We start from the raw sequence: 17565 nt of genomic DNA, 5'->3' as shown, positions 1-17565 counted from the left end.
AGCGGGAGCAAGCTCCCTCGGCACAATGAGCCTGCCGCAGGGGCGTGATACTTCCTGAAAAGGTCGATACGGGAATCTGATCCCCTGCAAGGCGCAACCGGCAGATTTCGATCAGGAAGCCTGTTTTCGGGGTGCCTACCATGGCGGCTCATTCCATTGCCCTGGAGCTTGGACGGTGACAGTCCCGACGGCCACCACGCTACAGCCTTGCGTTCTGCGGATACTCAATGGTCCGCTGCAGGGCTGCGAATTCCCGCTTGGCGAAGGCCCGACCCTGTTCGTGGTCGGGCCTGTGGATTGGCTCGGGAACGGCGCGCCAGGGGCCAGCGTTCCCGAGGAAGCCATCTTCGTTCCTCTGGAGGCGGGCGGCTGCAATTTCGAGGTGCTGGCCGACCAGGCCACGGCGGACGGCTTGCCGGTGCGGCTGCTCGGCGATTCAGTCGCGGTACGCCACTGCGGGTTTCAGACCCGGGTGCAGATCGGTGCCTTGCACATTGCCTTGCGTCCCGAGGATCAAGCTTGGCGTGCCGAGTGTCTCGACCCATCCCCCTTGTCACCAACCGCTGCCACTGCGTTCATCGATGGCCGTGGTCACTGGCTGCGCTGGGCCGGCTGTGGGCTGGCATTGATGGCGTCGGTCGTAGTGGTCGGTTTCTGGACCATGCCGGGGACCGCGCCTGAAACCGATGTCCGTGCGTTGATTGGCGGCGCCAGTGCGCAGGTCCAGGTGCTGCCGGGGCGTGATCGTTCGGTCTACGTATTCGTGGCTTCCGAGCGTGATGCCGGTTGGAGCCGACAGGTGCTGGCGCGCCACGGCACCCTGGACGGCAGGGTGTTGGTGACGGACCAGGAGCGCCGCCGACTGGAGCAGGTGTTGATCGACCACGATCCGCAATTGGCCTGGCATTTCCTCGATCTCAGGGATCCAGCGTTGCCGCGCCTGCTACTCAGTGGGCAACGCAACCTGCTGACGCCCGACCGGCAGGCAAGCCTGATTGATACGTTGCGCGCGGCGGCGCCTTATGCCCGCGACGTCCTGCTGCAAGAACAGGATGACCAACTGCTGGCCGGTCTTGCACAGGCCGGTTTGCAGCGTCTTGCACTGGCCTTCAATCGGGTCGAGCACGAGGACGGCGTCACGTTCGCCGTCGAGGGCAACCTGCAGGATTCCGAACTGGCCGCCGCTCGCCAGTATGTCGACAGTTTTTACCGGCAATGGGGTGATCGCTACGTGCATTTCACTGTCGCGCTCAAGGACGACTCGCTCAAGGGCAAGTCGTTTCAAACCGGCCCCCAGGGCTACGTCAAGACGGGGTCCTCGTCCTGGCATTTTCTAAATCAGACAGAGTAGGTGACGCATGGCTGGTATCGGACTCCCCATCACATTTCCCGATGATTTTCTCGGCGAGCAGGCGCAGGCATTTGAAGACGGCGCGCAGAAGCTCAAGGAGGCCCTGGACATTGCACTGGACAAGCTCAAAACCGATGCTTCGGACCCGGGGCTACTGGCGGCTTATCAGACGGCGTTTTCGTCGTACACGGTGTTCCGCAACGCCCAGACCAACACGATCAAGGGTTTCAAGGATATCGACATGGCGATTATCCAGGCGGCTCGTTGACGCGGGTTCCTTTCGACCGGCCATTGCCTGAGGGGATGGCCCTTTTCATGAGTGCATTGTATGCCTGCCGATTTTTCTCCTGCCCTTGTCCACGGTGCGAGCCTCGTTGAACTGGACGGTCCGCAGGAAGGCCCAGTCGTTTCCCTTGAAGCGCGGTTGATCGGGGCGTTTGCCGCTTCGGCCGTGGACAGCGGGCGCGAGGTCGCGGCCATTAACCAGTTGCTGCAGCGTCCGGACATCGGCAACCCCGAGGTATTGGCCCAACTGCAGGAGCTGACAGGGCAATACAACGTGGATATCAATTTGCTCAACGTGCTGGTGCGCAAGGCGGTCGGCACCGCAGAAACCCTGTTGCGTGCGTCATGAGGCCGGTTGTCTTGCTGCTGTTGTCGTGCCTGCTGCTGTCGGGCTGTCGCCAGCCGACTCTGCTGGAAGGGCTGGACCAGCACCAGGCCAATGAAGTGCTGTCGGTCCTGCAACGCAACAACATCACGGCGGTGAAAATCGACACCGGCAAAGCCGGCTACGCGGTGAAGATCGACCCGTTGGATTTTTCCGCCGCCGTCGACCTGCTCAATCTCTATTCGCTGCCTTCCCGGCCACGCCTGCAGGTGGCCGAAATGTTCCCCAGCGACGCCTTGGTGGCTTCGCCCCGTGCGGAAAAAGCCCGGTTGTACTCGGCGTTGGAGCAGCGTATCGAACAGTCGCTGGCGATGCTCGAAGGTGTGGTTTCAGCCCGGGTCCATGTCAGTTACGACCTGGATGCAGGCGAGGGTGGGCGCAAGTCGCCGCCTGTTCATCTCGCGGCGCTAGTGGTGCATGAGCGGGATGTCGAACCGCAGTTGCTCATTACCGACATCAAGCGCTTCCTCAAGAACAGCTTTGCCGCCGTGGAATACGAGAACGTTTCGGTGGTGCTGTCCAGGCGCTCCGAGACCCAGCATGTGGCGCCGACCGCGATCGTCTCCCGGGGTGCGTCGAGTTGGCCGTGGCTGCTGGCCGCGACGGGGGGATTGCTGTTGGTTGGCGGCGGCGCCTGGGCTTATCAACAGGCCAGGGCAGGGCGGCGTGATGTCGGACATTGACCGCTTGCAAGGGATTCTCGCCGAGCCCCTGGGGTATCTGCACCCTCGGCGCCTGGTGCTGCCGGCGGGATTCGACGGGCCCCAGGCGCGCAGCGTGCTCAACCGGATCGTGCTCGAGGGTCTGCAACTGCAAGGGCCGTGGCCGTCGATTAGGTTAAGTGGCGTGGCGAAACAATGGGTTCGTCATTGGTGGCAGTTGCCCTACATCGCCTGGCTGCTGGGCGCCTATCGCTTGCGGCACGGTTTGGCTCGGGGCGCGGCGTTGGCGTGCCTGCCAATGCCGGTCCGGCGATTCGCCAGTTACAGCCTGGGCCTTCGAGGCGACCTCGCACTCCAGTGCCCCGCCGTTTCGCTGGAGCAGGTCGAAGCGGCCGGCCTCAATGCCCTGTGGAGCTGGCACGAACAGGTCCCCGCGCCGTTGTTCGAACGCCTGGCCCTGCAATTCTCCGCGCCTGTCGTGCAATTGCAGCGGCACTGGCCGCTCACGCAACCCGACCCAACCCTTTTCTTTCTGGCGGTACAGCATGCTCGACTCCATCCGCTCCCTGGCTGACCTGCCTGTGGGCGAAGACGTGCGCCTGGCTCGCGAAGACATCGTCGCCGCCCGTCGTCGCCATGCCTTGCAACTCGAAGCCCGGCGTCGGGCGCGTGAGTGCATCGAGCAGGCTCAGCGCGATGCGCAAGCGCTGCATGCCGAGGCATTCCAAAGGGGGTATGCCGAAGGCATTCTGCGCGCCACCGGGCATCTGGCCGAAGGCTTGCGGAACGGACAATCGCTGGGCCTGCAATTGCGCAACGCGCTGGCTCAGGCTGCCCGGGACCTGCTCGCCCAAGCCCTGGAGCAACCCCAGTGGCTGGATGAAATGCTCCAGCGCTGGCTTACCGCGCAACCGGGCGAGACGGGCGCGGTACTGCACCTGCTGTTGCCGCAGCATTGCCGGGAACGCGGCGATGAATGGCGCGAACGCCTGCGCCCGTTGTGGACCGGCGACCTGCTCGTGCACTACCACCCGCACAACCGCTACGTGCTGCGGCTTGGCGATCAACTGCTGGAGTTCGACGTTGAAGCCACCCGGCAACGCCTGGAGCCCCGCTTGATGGCGCGCATTGCGCAGTTGCCTGAGACGGTTCGCATCCTGGACCAAGGGGCGACCCAGGCGCTTGAAGCGTTGTGCTCAAGCTTCACCGGGCAGGCGGCCGAGGCGATGCACGACCATGAAGATTGAATCGTCGATCGCTCCAATCGCCTTTGAGCGCGGCGCGGATGCTGCGGTGCGGAGCCTGGAGTCGCGCCTGTTGGCCGCCCATCAGGGAACGAGCCAGGGCAAACGTCCGGACCCTGAGTTCGAGCATCTGTATCAGGTGCTGCTGGCGATGGAAGGGCAGGGTGAGAAGGCCATTCATGAGTTCCTCCGTGCACTGCGGGGAGCAGACGGCGAAACGGCGGCCTATCCCACCGCCCAGGCGCTGATGGCGGTCACGCTGCAGGTGCTGGTTCGGTTGAAGGAGCAGGGGTTGGAAAAGTCGCAGCTTTACCGGGAGGTCAGCGGTGCCAATGGTCTGGCGTTTGCGGTGGACCTGTTTGTTAAAGGGTTTATGCGGGATGTGTTTCAGCCTATGGGGGATGAGGCTTGGGAGAAGAGTGAGTGGTGAGTAACGCTCGGCAAATTTGGCTGTTGATCAAACTACAAGGAGAAATTGACCATGCAAATTACAGGAGGGGCCGGCATACCCGCTGCGGCTCGGAACGACGTTGTTTCGGTTTCAAATACCTCAGCAGGGCCTCTAGAGAAGCTTGATCCCGCGATGTTGAACGTTACGGGATTTCAACCGAGCGAGTTGGGATCACCCAGGCAAGTCAAAGCGGCCTTTGAGCTTTTAAGTCGCGCAACGGAGCCTTTCTTTCAGGAGTGCAATGAGAATCTGGGACAGCTGGATGTAGATGCGAAAAAACGAATTGAGCATTTTATTGAATCGGGTGAAATGCCCGCTGATCCTGAAAACAGCGGAATTTTTAATTTAATCGGCGAAGGGGGCACTACTGGCGCCGAAAGCCGTGTAGATCGCTTGAAGGAAGTACTTGAGGCTGGCATGGAACTGCTCGAAGCCGCCAAGGGGCCAGGGCTCAATCTGCTGAATGTCGCTGGGCACACGGGCTTGATCATTGCGCTGGCCACTTGTTTGCGGCAGTACGTTGGCTATCACGTCGAACACGCTCTGCGCGAAGGTGATACACCTGAGGCCACGCGGGCATGGGCGACCGTTGCGCTGGCAATGATGGGGCCGGCATTGACGCTGATGGGGGCTGTCCGCAGGGAGATGGCAGGGGAGGCGACCTGGAAGTCTCGGTTGGGGAATTTGTGCATAGCGTCTGCTGCGCTGGGAGGCTCGGTCGCGGCCGTTCTCACGGGAGCGGCGTCAAAGCTTTTCCCAACATTGACCGGTGGAGTCGTCTACATCATGGCTCGGGCGGTGGCTCAATCCTTCTTTCCTTTGAAAGACAACGCAGGTCCCGCGAACGCAGCGTCAACTGCGGTGACGGCAGCGGCTTATGGCGCAGGTCAATTTGCTTTGGCGGAGCTGGGAAAGGTCATGCCACTGAGTGGGCCTGCCAGGGCAGCCGGGGAGCTTGGTCACGATTTCGGGGCGGACGCTATTCAAGCCGGGCTGAACGCGCTCGGAATGGTAGCCGATGTGGCTACTTTGATTGTCTGCAAAAGTTGGCATGTGCTATCACCCCAGCGAGGGCTGGATTCGGTCTTTTCTGATCCTGAGTCTTTACGACAAGTGGACTTGGAGGTGCGCGCTGGTGTTCAGTGGCCCACCAGGACGCAATTGGCCGATGCATTCGTGAATGTTGCGGGGGTACGTCTATCGTTTGGGCATACTCTCACCCTGTTCCTAGGTGCGATAGCGGCCATATTGAGTGAATCCCAGTTCGGAGACGATACCCAGGGCCGTATGCTCAATGGCTGTTTCGCCATAATGATGACGGTTCTTTATTTTCCACTCATCTTTGCCAACCTGAAACAAACCGGCAATACCTATACTCTGCAGGAAACGACCACGTCTTGATTCAACCCGGGAGCAGCCGCCATCGGCTGCTCGCTCCCATCCCTTCACCCCGGCTATAATCCGCGCCTCATTTCGTCGATCGAGTCAAACCCACCCATGTACACCCTGGCCCGTCAGCTGTTGTTCAAACTTTCCCCGGAAACCTCCCACGATCTGTCCCTGGACCTGATCGGCGCGGGCGGACGTTTGGGCCTCAACGGTTTGCTGTGCAAGGCGCCGGCGAAGTTGCCGGTGACGGTCATGGGCCTGGCGTTTCCCAACCCGGTCGGGTTGGCGGCGGGCCTGGACAAGAATGGCGCGGCCATCGACGGCTTCGCCCAGTTGGGTTTCGGTTTCGTCGAAATCGGCACCGTTACCCCACGACCACAGCCGGGCAACCCCAAGCCCCGGATCTTCCGCCTGCCGCAAGCCGAGGCGATCATCAATCGCATGGGGTTCAACAACCTGGGTGTCGACCATCTGCTGGCTCGCGTCGCAGCGGCCAAGTACCAAGGCGTGCTGGGCATCAACATCGGCAAGAACTTCGACACGCCAGTGGAGCGGGCCGTCGACGACTACCTGATCTGCCTGGACAAGGTCTATGCCCACGCCAGCTACGTGACCGTCAACGTCAGCTCCCCCAACACCCCGGGGCTGCGCAGCCTGCAATTCGGTGATTCCCTCAAGCAATTGCTGGCCGACCTGGCCCGGCGTCGCGCGGAACTGGCATTGACCCACGGCCGGCATGTGCCACTGGCGATCAAGATCGCCCCGGACATGACCGACGAGGAGACCACCCAGGTGGCCCAGGCCCTGATCGAGACCGGCATGGACGCGGTGATCGCCACCAACACGACCCTGGGGCGCGAAGGTGTCGAGGGGCTGGAGCACGGTGACGAGGCGGGTGGTTTGTCTGGCGCGCCAGTGCGTGACAAGAGCACCCATACCGTGAAGGTGCTGGCCGCTGAATTGGCGGGGCGCTTGCCGATCATCGCGGCGGGCGGGATTACCGAAGGCAAGCATGCCGCCGAGAAGATCACCGCCGGGGCGAGCCTGGTGCAGATCTATTCGGGGTTCATCTATAAAGGGCCGGCGTTGATCCGTGAGTCGGTGGATGCCATTGCGGCGTTGGGTTGACTTAAGGCTGGGTGGACCCTTGTGGCGAGGGAGCTTGCTCCCGTTGGACTCTGTAGGAGCTGGCGCAGCCTGCGATCTTTTGATCTTGATCGTTCGCTCTCGACTCAATTGTCTGGAGCAAGATCGCAGCCTCGTTGCACTCGTCAGCTCCTACAGGGCACAGCCCAGCGGGAGCAAGCTCCCTCGCCACAAAGGTGTTCGCAGCTCAGGCAATGACATAAACCCCAAGCATTAAAAAGGGCTCCTCGAAGGAGCCCCCTGGGCCGTAGCCCGCCGTCCGGATGGGACGTGCGTGGTTAAATCGATATGGGTGTCAAATTGTCGAGTTCTTGAGTATTAAGCCCTGTGTCAGCCGACGGCGTGAAGTTCGTTGAGTCTGTGGATACCCGCAGTGCCGGTCATACCGTCCCAGTTGTCGCCGCGTCCTTCTCGCCAGCCATTGATCCAGGCTTGACGTACCGACGGTAGAGTAAAGGGGCAAAGCTCACGGGATTTACCACCAACGCCATATTGGTAACCACGTAAAAATGCTCTTTCCAACGGATCACGCTTAAGTCTTCTCATAGGGTGTTTCCCTCACTTGTTGACTGTTACTTAGCGTCGACCTCTATCGAGGCCGGGGCAGAATCATTCTGCCGTTGGTGGCTCGTTGCCGGCGTGACGAGCCGAGGTTGTTGACGCCGTTGCGACGTCAACCTGTGTTGAGTTCTAACCAAAGCGTCACAGGGATGGAATGATCGTTTTGTCATAAGCACGTAACAATAAAGATGTTAGGGCGATAAGTAACTTCATGTTCGTTGACCGCTTTTGAGCAAGACCCCTGTATGATCGGCCCTGCGCCAAAGGGGACTGGTTTCCCTTGAATGAGAATGTCCTCCCGTTGCACTCGGGTACTATTCGACGAAAGGGGCGAGTTTTCACAATTTGTTGCACAGAATTTTTTACCTGCCTTCGCATCAAAGCTCTTTTAACCTGAGCGGCGAGGGCGGCACGGCACACATTCGTGCCACGCGGGTGCTCTTGAGAAAAGCACCTGACTGAACCCGGCCCGGCAATGCGTTGCCCGGCCCACTTAGCCAAAGGCTCTGGAATCCCATGTCCGATCGTTTCGAACTCTTCCTCACCTGCCCCAAGGGCCTCGAAGGCCTGCTGATCGAGGAAGCCGTCGGGCTTGGCCTTGAAGAGGCGCGCGAGCACACCTCGGCCGTGCGCGGCATGGCCGATATGGAAACGGCCTATCGCCTGTGCCTGTGGTCGCGCCTGGCCAACCGCGTGCTGCTGGTGCTCAAGCGCTTCCCGATGAAGGACGCCGAAGACCTGTACCACGGTGTGCTGGATGTCGACTGGCAAGACCATATGCTGGCCGATGGCACCCTGGCGGTGGAGTTCAGCGGCCATGGCTCGGGCATCGACAACACTCACTTCGGCGCCTTGAAGGTCAAGGACGCCATCGTCGACAAGCTGCGCACCCCGACGGGCGAGCGGCCGTCCATCGACAAGCTCAACCCGGACCTGCGCATCCACCTGCGCCTGGACCGCGGTGAAGCGATCCTCTCCCTCGACCTTTCCGGCCACAGCCTGCACCAGCGCGGTTATCGCCTGCAGCAAGGCGCAGCGCCGCTGAAGGAAAACCTCGCCGCCGCGATCCTGATCCGCGCCGGCTGGCCGCGCATTGCCGCTGAGGGCGGCGCGCTGGCCGACCCGATGTGCGGTGTCGGCACGTTCCTGGTGGAAGCAGGCATGATCGCCGCCGACATGGCGCCGAACCTGCGTCGCCAGCAGTGGGGCTTCACCGCCTGGCTGGGCCATGTGCCGGCGTTGTGGAAGAAACTCCACGAAGAGGCTACCGCCCGCGCCGCCGCCGGGCTGGCCAAGCCGCCGCTGTGGATTCGCGGCTACGAAGCCGACCCACGGCTGATCCAGCCGGGCCGCAACAACGTCGAGCGTGCGGGCCTGAGCGAGTGGATCAAGATCTACCAGGGCGAAGTCGCCACCTTCGAGCCGCGTCCGGACCAGAACCAGAAAGGCCTGGTGATCTGCAACCCGCCGTACGGCGAGCGTCTGGGCGACGAAGCCAGCCTGCTTTACCTCTACCAGAACCTCGGCGAGCGTCTGCGCCAGGCCTGCCTGAACTGGGAGGCGGCGGTGTTCACCGGCGCGCCAGACCTGGGCAAGCGCATGGGCATTCGCAGCCACAAGCAGTATTCGTTCTGGAACGGCGCCTTGCCGTGCAAGCTGCTGTTGATCAAGGTCCTGCCGGATCAGTTCGTCACCGGCGAGCGTCGCACCCCGGAGCAACGCCAGGCCGAGCGCGAACAGGCCGCCTACGATCAGGCCCCTGAAGTACCGCAAGAGCGCCAGTACAACAAGAACGGCAACCCGATCAAACCGGCTCCGGCACCGGCCCCGGTGGTCGAGCAGGCGCGGTTGAGCGAAGGCGGGCAGATGTTCGCCAATCGCCTGCAAAAGAACCTCAAGTTGCTGAGTAAATGGGCCAAGCGTGAAGGTGTGGACTGCTACCGGGTCTACGATGCCGACATGCCGGAGTATTCCATGGCCATCGACCTGTACCACGACTGGGTTCACGTCCAGGAGTACGTCGCGCCCAAGTCCATCGACCCGGAAAAGGCCTCGGCCCGCTTGTTCGACGCCCTGGCGGCCATTCCCCAGGCACTGAACGTCGACAAGAACCGTGTGGTGATCAAGCGCCGCGAGCGTCAGAGCGGCACCAAGCAGTACGAGCGCCAGAGCGCCCAGGGCAAGTTCACCGAGGTCAACGAAGGCGGCGTGAAGCTGCTGGTCAACCTCACCGACTACCTGGACACCGGGCTGTTTCTGGATCATCGGCCGATGCGCCTGCGGATCCAGAAAGAGGCGGCCGGCAAGCGCTTCCTCAACCTGTTCTGCTACACCGCGACCGCCAGCGTCCACGCTGCCAAGGGTGGCGCTCGGAGCACCACCAGTGTCGACCTGTCGAAAACCTACCTGGACTGGGCGCGGCGCAACCTGTCGCTCAATGGTTTTTCCGACAAGAACCGCCTGGAACAGGGCGACGTGATGGCCTGGCTGGAAGCCAGTCGTGACGAGTACGACCTGATCTTCATCGACCCGCCGACCTTCTCCAACTCCAAGCGCATGGAAGGCGTGTTCGATGTGCAGCGCGACCACGTCCAGTTGCTGGACCTGGCCATGGCACGCCTGGCCCCGGGCGGTGTGCTGTATTTCTCCAACAACTTCCGCAAGTTCCAGCTCGAGGACAATCTCGGCGAGCGCTACGCGGTGGAGGAGATCACCGCCAAGACCATTGATCCGGATTTTGCCCGCAACGGCAAGATCCACCGTGCCTGGAAGATCATGGCCCGTTGATCGAAGGCTGATTGGATCCATGAAGCCTTGTAATTCAAGGCTTCCAGCCGCATTTTGGGGCTGGTCAAAGTAATGGCTAATAGCTATAACTTAGGCAGTGTCCAGGGCTGTGCCTATGCCTGGCTCCATTCTGAGTTGTGTTTATGGCATTGCATCAGGTGCGCCCCAGGATCCTGGGCTTTATCAGCGAAGATGTGTCGGCCTGGCTGGTGGCTTTGCTGGTGCTGCTGGCCGGCATTTTCCTGACCGGCTTGCTGAGCTGGGCGATGACGAACCTGTTCAATCAGCAACTGCGCCAGCGCTTCGAGTTGCAAGCCGAGGAGCGCTTCAGCCGCATCGAAGAACGCTTCCAGGACGAGGAACAACGTCTCGATGGTTTGCGGCGGTTCTTTGCCAATTCGGTAGAGGTTTCCAACGCGGAGTTTCACGGCTACGTCGAACCGCTGTTGCGGCGCACCCTGGCCTTCGCCTGGGCGCCCCGGGTCTCTCGGGACCTGCGACAATCCTTCGAACAAGAGACGCGAGGCCAGGGAGACGACACCTTTGCTATCCGCGAGGCCGACGAGAGCGGCGGCCTGCGGCGTGCCGCCGAGCGGGACGAGTACGTGCCGGTGCTGTACCTCCAGAGCCTGCCGCTCTCGATGTCCCCCCTGGGGTTCGATCTGCTTTCCCATCCATTGCGTCGGGCCGCGCTCGAGCGAGCGCGTTTGCTTGGCACCGTGGTGGTCTCGCAGCCGTTGGACCTGATGGGGGTCGGACCGGACTTCGCCCGTGGCGTGCTGCTGGTGGCGCCGGTCACCCGAGCGTCGGCCAAGGAACCGTTCGGTTACGTGGTGGCGGGTATCGACATGCGCCAGCTGGTGGGCGATGGCTTGCCGACCGCAGGTCATGACAACCTTTCGATGCGTGTTCTGGACCCGTCCACGGACGACCCGGGGGATGTGCTGTTCGATTCCCTCGACGCGCCGGGTGACGGTGGTTTGTCGTCGATCCGCCTGTTACGCCTGGCCGATCGCGACTACCGGGTGGAGTTGCGGCCCAGCCGGGTGTTCCTGTCGACCAATCGTTCTTCGGTCACCGGCACGGTGGTACTCGGCGGCTTGCTCAGCCTGCTGCTCAGTGCCTTGCTCTATGTGCTGGTCAGCCAGCGGCAGCGGGCCTTGAAGCTGGTCGAGCAACGTACCCGTGAACTGCGCGCCCGGGAGCAGGAGCTGCGCGGTACTCATGGCCAATTGCGCGGCGTGCTGGATGCCGCGACCCAGGTCGCGATCATCGCCACTGACCTGCGCGGAGTCATCACCACCTTCAACGTCGGCGCCGAACAGATGCTCGGCTACCCGAGTTGCGAGGTGCTGCAAAGCATGACCCTGGAGAGCCTGCATGTGCCGCGAGAACTCCAGGCCCGGGCCGCCCAGCTCGGCGCACGTTTTGGCAAACCGATTCCCACCTGCCATGCGATGCTGCTCGAGGGCGGTGAGCAGGGTGGGCAGCAGGCGCGGGAATGGACCCTGGTACGCCGCGATGGCAGCCACCTGACCGTGAACATGCTCGCCACCCCCATGCTCGATGAGCAGGGGCTGTGGGTCGGGCACCTGGCAATCTGCATCGACGTCACCGAACGCAAGCGCGTCCACGAAGCACTGGCGGCCCGTGACCTGTTGTTGAAAAAGCTCAGCGCTCATGTGCCCGGGGGGATCTACCAGTTCAAAATGGACTTCAATGGTCGCTTCAGCGTGATCTATGCCAGCGACGGCATCCGCGACATCTATGAGTTGGAACCCGATGTATTGGTGCAGAACGCCGAGGCGATTTTCTCGCGTATCCACCCTTTGGACAGTACGCGCGTCCGCGCTTCGATCGGTGCTTCGGCCCACACCTTGAGCCCGTGGCGTGAGGAGTACCGGGTGCAATTGCCTTTGCGCGGCCTGCGTTGGGTGCGTGGCGAGGCCACGCCCGAGGAGTTGCCTGGCGGGGGCGTGTTGTGGCACGGCTATATCTCGGATATTTCCGACCTCAAGCGCGTGGAAGAAGAACTGCGGGCGTTGTCCGTGACCGACGCCCTGACCGGCATTCGCAATCGCCGCTATTTCCAGGAGCGCCTGACCTCGGAGATGGCCCGGGTCGAGCGCGGTTCCGGTGGGTTGGCGGTCATCATGCTCGACATCGATCATTTCAAGCGCATCAATGACCAACACGGCCATGCGGTGGGCGACCGGGTATTGCAGGCGGTCTGCCAGCGCATCGCCCAACGGTTGCGCCGCACCGATGTGTTCTGCCGGTTGGGTGGGGAAGAATTCGTGGTGCTGTGCCCGGACACTGACAGCGACAGCGCCTATTCCCTGGCCCTGGAACTGTGGGAAGGCTTGCGGGCTGCGCCCATCGAGGAGGTGGGGTTGGTCACCGCCAGTTTCGGCATCGCCACCTGGCGCGCCGGGGAGGGCGCCGATGCGTTGCTGCTCAGGGCCGACTCGGGTGTGTACGCGGCCAAGCAGGCCGGGCGGGATCGGGTCGAGACGCAGCTGGGTTAGCTATTTTGGCTGGGCCCATGGGGTCAAAGTGGGCGCAGAATTTGTGTATGACGCAAATCCCCTGTGGGAGCGAGCTTGCTCGCGATAGCGCCAGGCCAGTCACATCCCTATCTGGCCGACCGAATCGCGAGCAAGCTCGCTCCCACATTGGGTTTTGCGCCGGGTCAGAGCACCGAAGCCGTCTGCGGCAGTTTCGGCTGGCGGTACAGGTCCAGCAGCACTTGGTCCAGCACCGATGAAGCGCCCCATGGCTTCGGATCGTTGAGGATCGCGACCACCGCCCAGGTGTTGCCATTGATGTCGCGGCTATAGCCGGCGATGGCGCGGACGGTGTTCAGGGTGCCGGTCTTGACGTGGGCCTCGCCCGCCATGGCAGTGGTCTTCAGGCGTTTGCGCATGGTGCCGTCGGTGCCGGCAATCGGCATCGAGCTGATGAACTCCGCCGAATACGGGCTGCGCCAGGCGGCTTGCAGCATCGCCGCCATTTCCCGGGCGCTGACCCGTTCGGCGCGGGACAGGCCGGAGCCGTTCTCCATCACCAGGTGCGGCGCAGTGATGCCTTTCTTGGCCAGCCACTGGCGCACCACCCGTTGCGCCGCCTTGGCGTCATCACCATCGGCTTCGTTACGGAACTGCGCGCCGAGGCTCAGGAACAGTTGCTGGGCCATGGTGTTGTTACTGTATTTGTTGATGTCGCGGATGATCTCCGCCAGGTCCGGGGAGAACGCCCGGGCCAGCAACTTGGCGTTGCCCGGAGTCGCGGCCAGGCGGTCCTTGCCCTGGATGCTGCCGCCCAGTTCCTTCCAGATCGCCCGCACCGCGCCAGCGGTGTAGGTGGCATGGTCCAGCAGCGACAGGTAGGTCTGGGAGCTGCAACCGTCACCGAGCTGGCCCCCGACGGTCACCGTCACGCTGCCGTCCGCCTGTGGCACCGGGTTGTAGCGCACGCCGCCGGCGCATTGCTTGGAATTGACCGCCTTGACCTGGTTTTCGATGCGAATGCTGGCGATCGGCGGTTCCACCGACACCAGCACCCGGCCGCCGTCATTGCGGGCGACGAAGCGCAGGGCTTTGAGGTTGACCAGCAGCGAGTCGGGCTTGACCAGGAACGGCTTGTTTTCGTCGTTGCCGTCGTCGTTGAACTCGGGCAGTTGCGGCTGGATGAAGAAACTGCGGTCCAGGACCAGGTCGCCAGTGATCTGCTGCACGCCGTTGGCCCGCAGGTCGCGCATCAGCAGCCAGAGTTTTTCCATGTTCAGCTTGGGATCGCCGCCGCCCTTGAGGTACAGGTTGCCGTTGAGAATCCCGCCGCTGAGGGTGCCGTCGGTGTAGAACTCGGTTTTCCACTGGTGATTGGGGCCGAGCATTTCCAGGGCCGCGTAGGTGGTCACCAGTTTCATGGTGGACGCGGGGTTGACCGAAACGTCGGCGTTGTACAGCGTCGGAGTGCCGGGGCCATTGAGCGGCACCATCACCAGGGACAGGGCGTCATCCTGCAGTTTGCTGGCCTTGAGGGCCTTTTGCACATTGGGCGACAGGGCAGTGTTGATCGTGGCGGCGTGGGCGGTGACAGGGAGGGCCAGGGGAAGAAGAAGGCTGGCCAGAAGCAGTGGACGCAAAGATTTGATCATTTGAAATAGAACCCTACGGGCGAGGGGGAAAAAACGAGGACATGAAAATGAACGTCCTCAACGGTCATGAAAGTGTCGGCATTATGCCCCAAGCCGCGACGGCTTGGGCCGTGCCTGAGCCCTTCGGCTGCTATTTTTTACCGACGGTAGGCCGATACGCCCGATCAGTCGGGCAATCGACGCATCAAACTGGTAAAGTGCCGGCCGTTATTACTTATGAGGATTGTTCCAATGGCGACTAACCGTTCCCAGCGTCTGCGCAAAAAACTGTGCGTGGATGAATTTCAAGAGCTGGGTTTCGAACTGAACCTGGATTTCAAAGAAGATCTGGCCGATGAGGCTATTGACGCTTTCCTCGACGCTTTCCTGAAAGAAGCCATGGAAGCCAACGGCCTGGGTTACGTCGGCGGCGACGACTTCGGTCTGGTTTGCCTGCAGAAGCGTGGCTCGGTCACCGAAGCGCAGCGCGCTGCCGTCGAAGCCTGGCTCAAGGCCCGTCCTGAGCTGACCAGCGTGGAAGTCAGCCCGCTGATGGACGTCTGGTACCCGGAAAAGCCGATCAATCCGGTCGCTTGATGGTTCGATGATGTTCCGAAACCGGCTGCCCGCCTGGGGGCCGGTTTTTTTGTGCCTGTCAGTTGGATATTGAGTGACCTTCAGGCCGCCTTCGCGAGCAGGCTCGCTCCCACAAGGGGAGCATCAACGCCCCAAATCCCCTGTGGGAGCGAGCTTGCTCGCGATGCTTTCAAGCGCTGCGCCAGTTCAGAATCACCAGGGTCAACACCCCCGCCACAATCCCCCAGAACGCCGAACCGATGGAGAACAGCGTCAGCCCCGACGCCGTGACCATGAAGGTGATCAGCGCCGCTTCCCGTTCCTTCACTTCGCTCATGGCGATGCTCAAGCCATTGATGATCGAGCCGAACAGTGCCAAGGCCGCGATGGACAGCACCAGTTCCTTGGGCAGTGCCGCGAACAACGCGGCCAGCGTCGCGCCGAACACCCCGGCAATCCCGTAGAAAATCCCGCACCAGATCGCTGCCGTGTAGCGCTTGTTGCGATCTTCATGGGCCTGGGGCCCGGTGCAGATGGCTGCGCTGATGGCGGCCAGGTTGATGCCATGGGAGCCGAACGGCGCCAGCAGCAGCGAGGCAATGCCGGTGCTGGTGATCAGTGGCGAGGCCGGTACGTTGTAGCCGTCGGCCCGCAGTACGGCGATGCCGGGCATGTTCTGCGAGGTCATCGCCACCACGAACAACGGAATGCCGATGCTGATGGTGGCCGCCAGGGAGAAGTGCGGCGTGGTCCAGACCGGCGTCGCGACTTCCAGGGCGAAGCCGCTGAAGTCCAGCAGCCCCAGCAGCCCGGACAGCGCCGTGCCGATCAACAATGCTGCCAATACCGCGTAGCGAGGGGACAGGCGCTTGACGATCAGGTAAGTGAAAAACATCCCCAGCACCAGGCCGGTGCGATGCTGGGTGGCGACGAAGATCTCGCTGCCGATCTTGAACAGGATGCCCGCCAGCAACGCCGCCGCCAGTGAGGCCGGAATGCGCTTGACCAGGCGCTCGAAACTGCCGGTCAGGCCACAGATCGTCACCAGGACCGCGCAGGTCATATAGGCGCCGATGGCCTCGCCGTAACTCACACCGCCCAGGCTGGTGATCAGCAGCGCCGCGCCGGGTGTCGACCAGGCGATAGTGATCGGCGTGCGATAACGCAGCGACAACCCGATGGAGCACACGGCCATGCCAATGGAAATCGCCCAGATCCACGAGGAAATCTGCCCGCTGGTCAGCCCGGCCGCCTGTCCGGCCTGGAACATCAGCACCAGGGAACTGGTGTAGCCGGTCATCATCGCGATGAACCCGGCGACGATGGCCGAAGGCGAGGTATCGGCCAGTGGGCGAAGTGGCGTGGTCGTGACTTCGGTCATGGTGGGTGATGTTCCTTGTTATAGATTATGCGTGTGGGAGCAAGGCCTGTGGGAGCAAAGCTTGCTCGCGATGCAGACGATTTGGTCTGTCAAAGGACCGCGTTGTCGTTCATCGCGGGCAAGCCTTGCTCCCACAAGTCTTGCTCCCACAGGTGTCACAGAATGGTGGGTTTAAGCCTAAACTCAACCCAACTGCCGATTGCAATACAGCTATGCCCGCAAACAGTCGTACAGTCGTGTTGCCATCAGAGGTTGTGTACAATCGAGCTGTTTTTTACGCGATACTTGCCAGCGACCCGCTGTGCCGTATTACAGTCACGGTCAATTCGCCGCAGTTCTCCCGACTCGAGTGCCCATGAACGAACAGTTGCAGCCCCTCAAGAAACAACCGCGAGCTGGTAAAGCCGGCCGCAGCGGAACCCAGGACGATATTGTCTATGCACATATCTTCGAGGCCATCCTCGAACAACGCCTGGCGCCCGGTACCAAGTTGAGCGAAGAGGCGCTGGGGGAAATTTTCGGGGTCAGCCGCACGATCATCCGCCGGGCATTGTCACGCCTGGCCCACGAAGGCGTGGTGTTGCTGCGGCCCAATCGCGGTGCCGTAGTGGCGAGCCCCAGTGTCGAGGAGGCCCGCCAGGTGTTCATGGCGCGGCGCCTGGTGGAGCGGGCGATCACCGAACTGGCGGTGCAGCATGCCACGGCCGAACAGCTGGCTGAGCTGCGGCAGATGGTCAGCGATGAGCGCGACAGTTTTTCCCGTGGCGACCGCGGTGCCGGCATCCGTTTGTCGGGCGAGTTCCACCTCAAGCTGGCCGAAGCGGCGAAGAACGCCCCGCTGATCAGTTTCCAGCGCAGCCTCGTGTCCCAGACGTCGCTGATCATCGCCCAGTACGAAAGCGGCAACCGCTCCCACTGTTCCTACGACGAACACACCCAGTTGATCGACGCCATCGAGGCGCGCGATGCGACGTTGGCGGTGGACCTGATGATGCATCACATGGACCACATCGACAGCAAACTCAACCTCGACGAAGAAAGCGCGTCGGATGACTTGCACGCGGTGTTCTCGCATTTGTTGCAGAGCAAGAAACCGGGGCGGTCGACGGCCAAGCTCTGAGGGTTGAATCAGTCATACCGTCAATCGCGAGCAAGCTCGCTCCCACAGTGGATTTGTGTCGTTCACATAACCCTGTGGGAGCGAGCTTG

At 62.0% G+C, this 17565-nt stretch carries 16 protein-coding genes; 13 read left to right on the top strand and 3 right to left on the bottom strand.

What is annotated here, in order from left to right:
• The first annotated feature begins 175 nt into the window (after positions 1-175).
• From BLU85_RS03040 to BLU85_RS03000, 9 genes are all read left to right on the top strand, one after another.
• The gene (locus BLU85_RS03040; RefSeq protein ID WP_092197474.1) at positions 176-1351 is read left to right on the top strand and encodes a PrgH/EprH family type III secretion apparatus protein; all 1176 of its coding nucleotides are present in this window, start codon (positions 176-178) and stop codon (positions 1349-1351) included.
• A 7-nt stretch (positions 1352-1358) separates the two neighbouring features.
• Positions 1359-1619 (top strand): type III secretion system needle filament subunit SctF, encoded by a 261-nt coding sequence (gene sctF, locus BLU85_RS03035; protein ID WP_092197472.1) that lies wholly within the window; start codon positions 1359-1361, stop codon positions 1617-1619.
• Positions 1620-1679: 60 nt separating this feature from the next.
• Positions 1680-1985 carry a type III secretion system inner rod subunit SctI gene (gene sctI / locus BLU85_RS03030; protein WP_092197470.1) on the top strand — a complete coding sequence of 102 codons (306 nt, stop codon included), beginning with the start codon at positions 1680-1682 and terminating at the stop codon, positions 1983-1985.
• On the top strand, positions 1982-2704 hold the full coding sequence (locus BLU85_RS03025; RefSeq protein WP_092197468.1) for an EscJ/YscJ/HrcJ family type III secretion inner membrane ring protein: 723 nt from the start codon (positions 1982-1984) through the stop codon (positions 2702-2704). The genes sctI and BLU85_RS03025 overlap by 4 nt, the downstream gene beginning before the upstream one ends.
• A complete protein-coding gene (locus tag BLU85_RS03020; protein ID WP_092197466.1) occupies positions 2691-3257 on the top strand; it encodes a secretion system protein in 567 nt (188 codons plus the stop codon). Before BLU85_RS03025 ends, BLU85_RS03020 begins: the two co-directional genes overlap by 14 nt.
• Entirely contained in the window at positions 3229-3930 is a 702-nt protein-coding gene (locus tag BLU85_RS03015; RefSeq protein ID WP_092197464.1) for an oxygen-regulated invasion protein OrgB, read from the top strand. Before BLU85_RS03020 ends, BLU85_RS03015 begins: the two co-directional genes overlap by 29 nt.
• Positions 3920-4357, top strand: coding sequence for a hypothetical protein (locus BLU85_RS03010; RefSeq protein WP_092197462.1), 438 nt, complete (start codon positions 3920-3922; stop codon positions 4355-4357). The genes BLU85_RS03015 and BLU85_RS03010 overlap by 11 nt, the downstream gene beginning before the upstream one ends.
• Before the next feature lie 51 nt (positions 4358-4408).
• Complete coding sequence (locus BLU85_RS03005; protein WP_092197460.1) at positions 4409-5779, top strand: hypothetical protein; 1371 nt, start codon at positions 4409-4411, stop codon at positions 5777-5779.
• Between the two features lie 96 nt (positions 5780-5875).
• On the top strand, positions 5876-6895 hold the full coding sequence (locus tag BLU85_RS03000) for a quinone-dependent dihydroorotate dehydrogenase (protein ID WP_092197458.1): 1020 nt from the start codon (positions 5876-5878) through the stop codon (positions 6893-6895).
• A gap of 348 nt (positions 6896-7243) precedes the next feature.
• On the opposite strand, the gene rmf is transcribed toward BLU85_RS03000, so the two are convergent.
• Positions 7244-7459: a ribosome modulation factor gene (gene rmf, locus BLU85_RS02995; RefSeq protein ID WP_003223300.1), complete on the bottom strand. Its 216-nt coding sequence runs from the start codon at positions 7457-7459 to the stop codon at positions 7244-7246.
• A gap of 531 nt (positions 7460-7990) precedes the next feature.
• Here rmf and rlmKL point away from each other — a divergent pair.
• Both rlmKL and BLU85_RS02985 read left to right on the top strand, forming a co-directional pair.
• The gene (gene rlmKL / locus BLU85_RS02990; RefSeq protein ID WP_092197456.1) at positions 7991-10261 is read left to right on the top strand and encodes a bifunctional 23S rRNA (guanine(2069)-N(7))-methyltransferase RlmK/23S rRNA (guanine(2445)-N(2))-methyltransferase RlmL; all 2271 of its coding nucleotides are present in this window, start codon (positions 7991-7993) and stop codon (positions 10259-10261) included.
• 143 nt (positions 10262-10404) lie between these two features.
• On the top strand, positions 10405-12789 hold the full coding sequence (locus BLU85_RS02985) for a sensor domain-containing diguanylate cyclase (RefSeq protein WP_092197454.1): 2385 nt from the start codon (positions 10405-10407) through the stop codon (positions 12787-12789).
• A 164-nt stretch (positions 12790-12953) separates the two neighbouring features.
• Here BLU85_RS02985 and dacB read toward each other — a convergent pair whose 3' ends face one another.
• Positions 12954-14420, bottom strand: a complete 1467-nt coding sequence (gene dacB, locus BLU85_RS02980) for a D-alanyl-D-alanine carboxypeptidase/D-alanyl-D-alanine endopeptidase (RefSeq protein ID WP_092197452.1) — start codon at positions 14418-14420, stop codon at positions 12954-12956.
• 231 nt (positions 14421-14651) lie between these two features.
• Between dacB and BLU85_RS02975 the strand changes: the two genes are divergently transcribed.
• Positions 14652-14996 carry a YggL family protein gene (locus tag BLU85_RS02975; protein WP_092197450.1) on the top strand — a complete coding sequence of 115 codons (345 nt, stop codon included), beginning with the start codon at positions 14652-14654 and terminating at the stop codon, positions 14994-14996.
• A gap of 169 nt (positions 14997-15165) precedes the next feature.
• On the opposite strand, the gene BLU85_RS02970 is transcribed toward BLU85_RS02975, so the two are convergent.
• Positions 15166-16356, bottom strand: a complete 1191-nt coding sequence (locus tag BLU85_RS02970; protein WP_092197448.1) for a benzoate/H(+) symporter BenE family transporter — start codon at positions 16354-16356, stop codon at positions 15166-15168.
• A gap of 355 nt (positions 16357-16711) precedes the next feature.
• Between BLU85_RS02970 and BLU85_RS02965 the strand changes: the two genes are divergently transcribed.
• Positions 16712-17476 carry a GntR family transcriptional regulator gene (locus tag BLU85_RS02965; protein ID WP_003183531.1) on the top strand — a complete coding sequence of 255 codons (765 nt, stop codon included), beginning with the start codon at positions 16712-16714 and terminating at the stop codon, positions 17474-17476.
• Positions 17477-17565 lie beyond the last annotated feature (89 nt).

The organism is Pseudomonas sp. NFACC14, assembly GCF_900106885.1.
Classification (GTDB): Bacteria; Pseudomonadota; Gammaproteobacteria; order Pseudomonadales; family Pseudomonadaceae; genus Aquipseudomonas; species Aquipseudomonas fluorescens_AA.
Note: the sequence above shows the minus strand (reverse complement) of the source record. Positions and strands in the feature narration are given on the sequence as shown.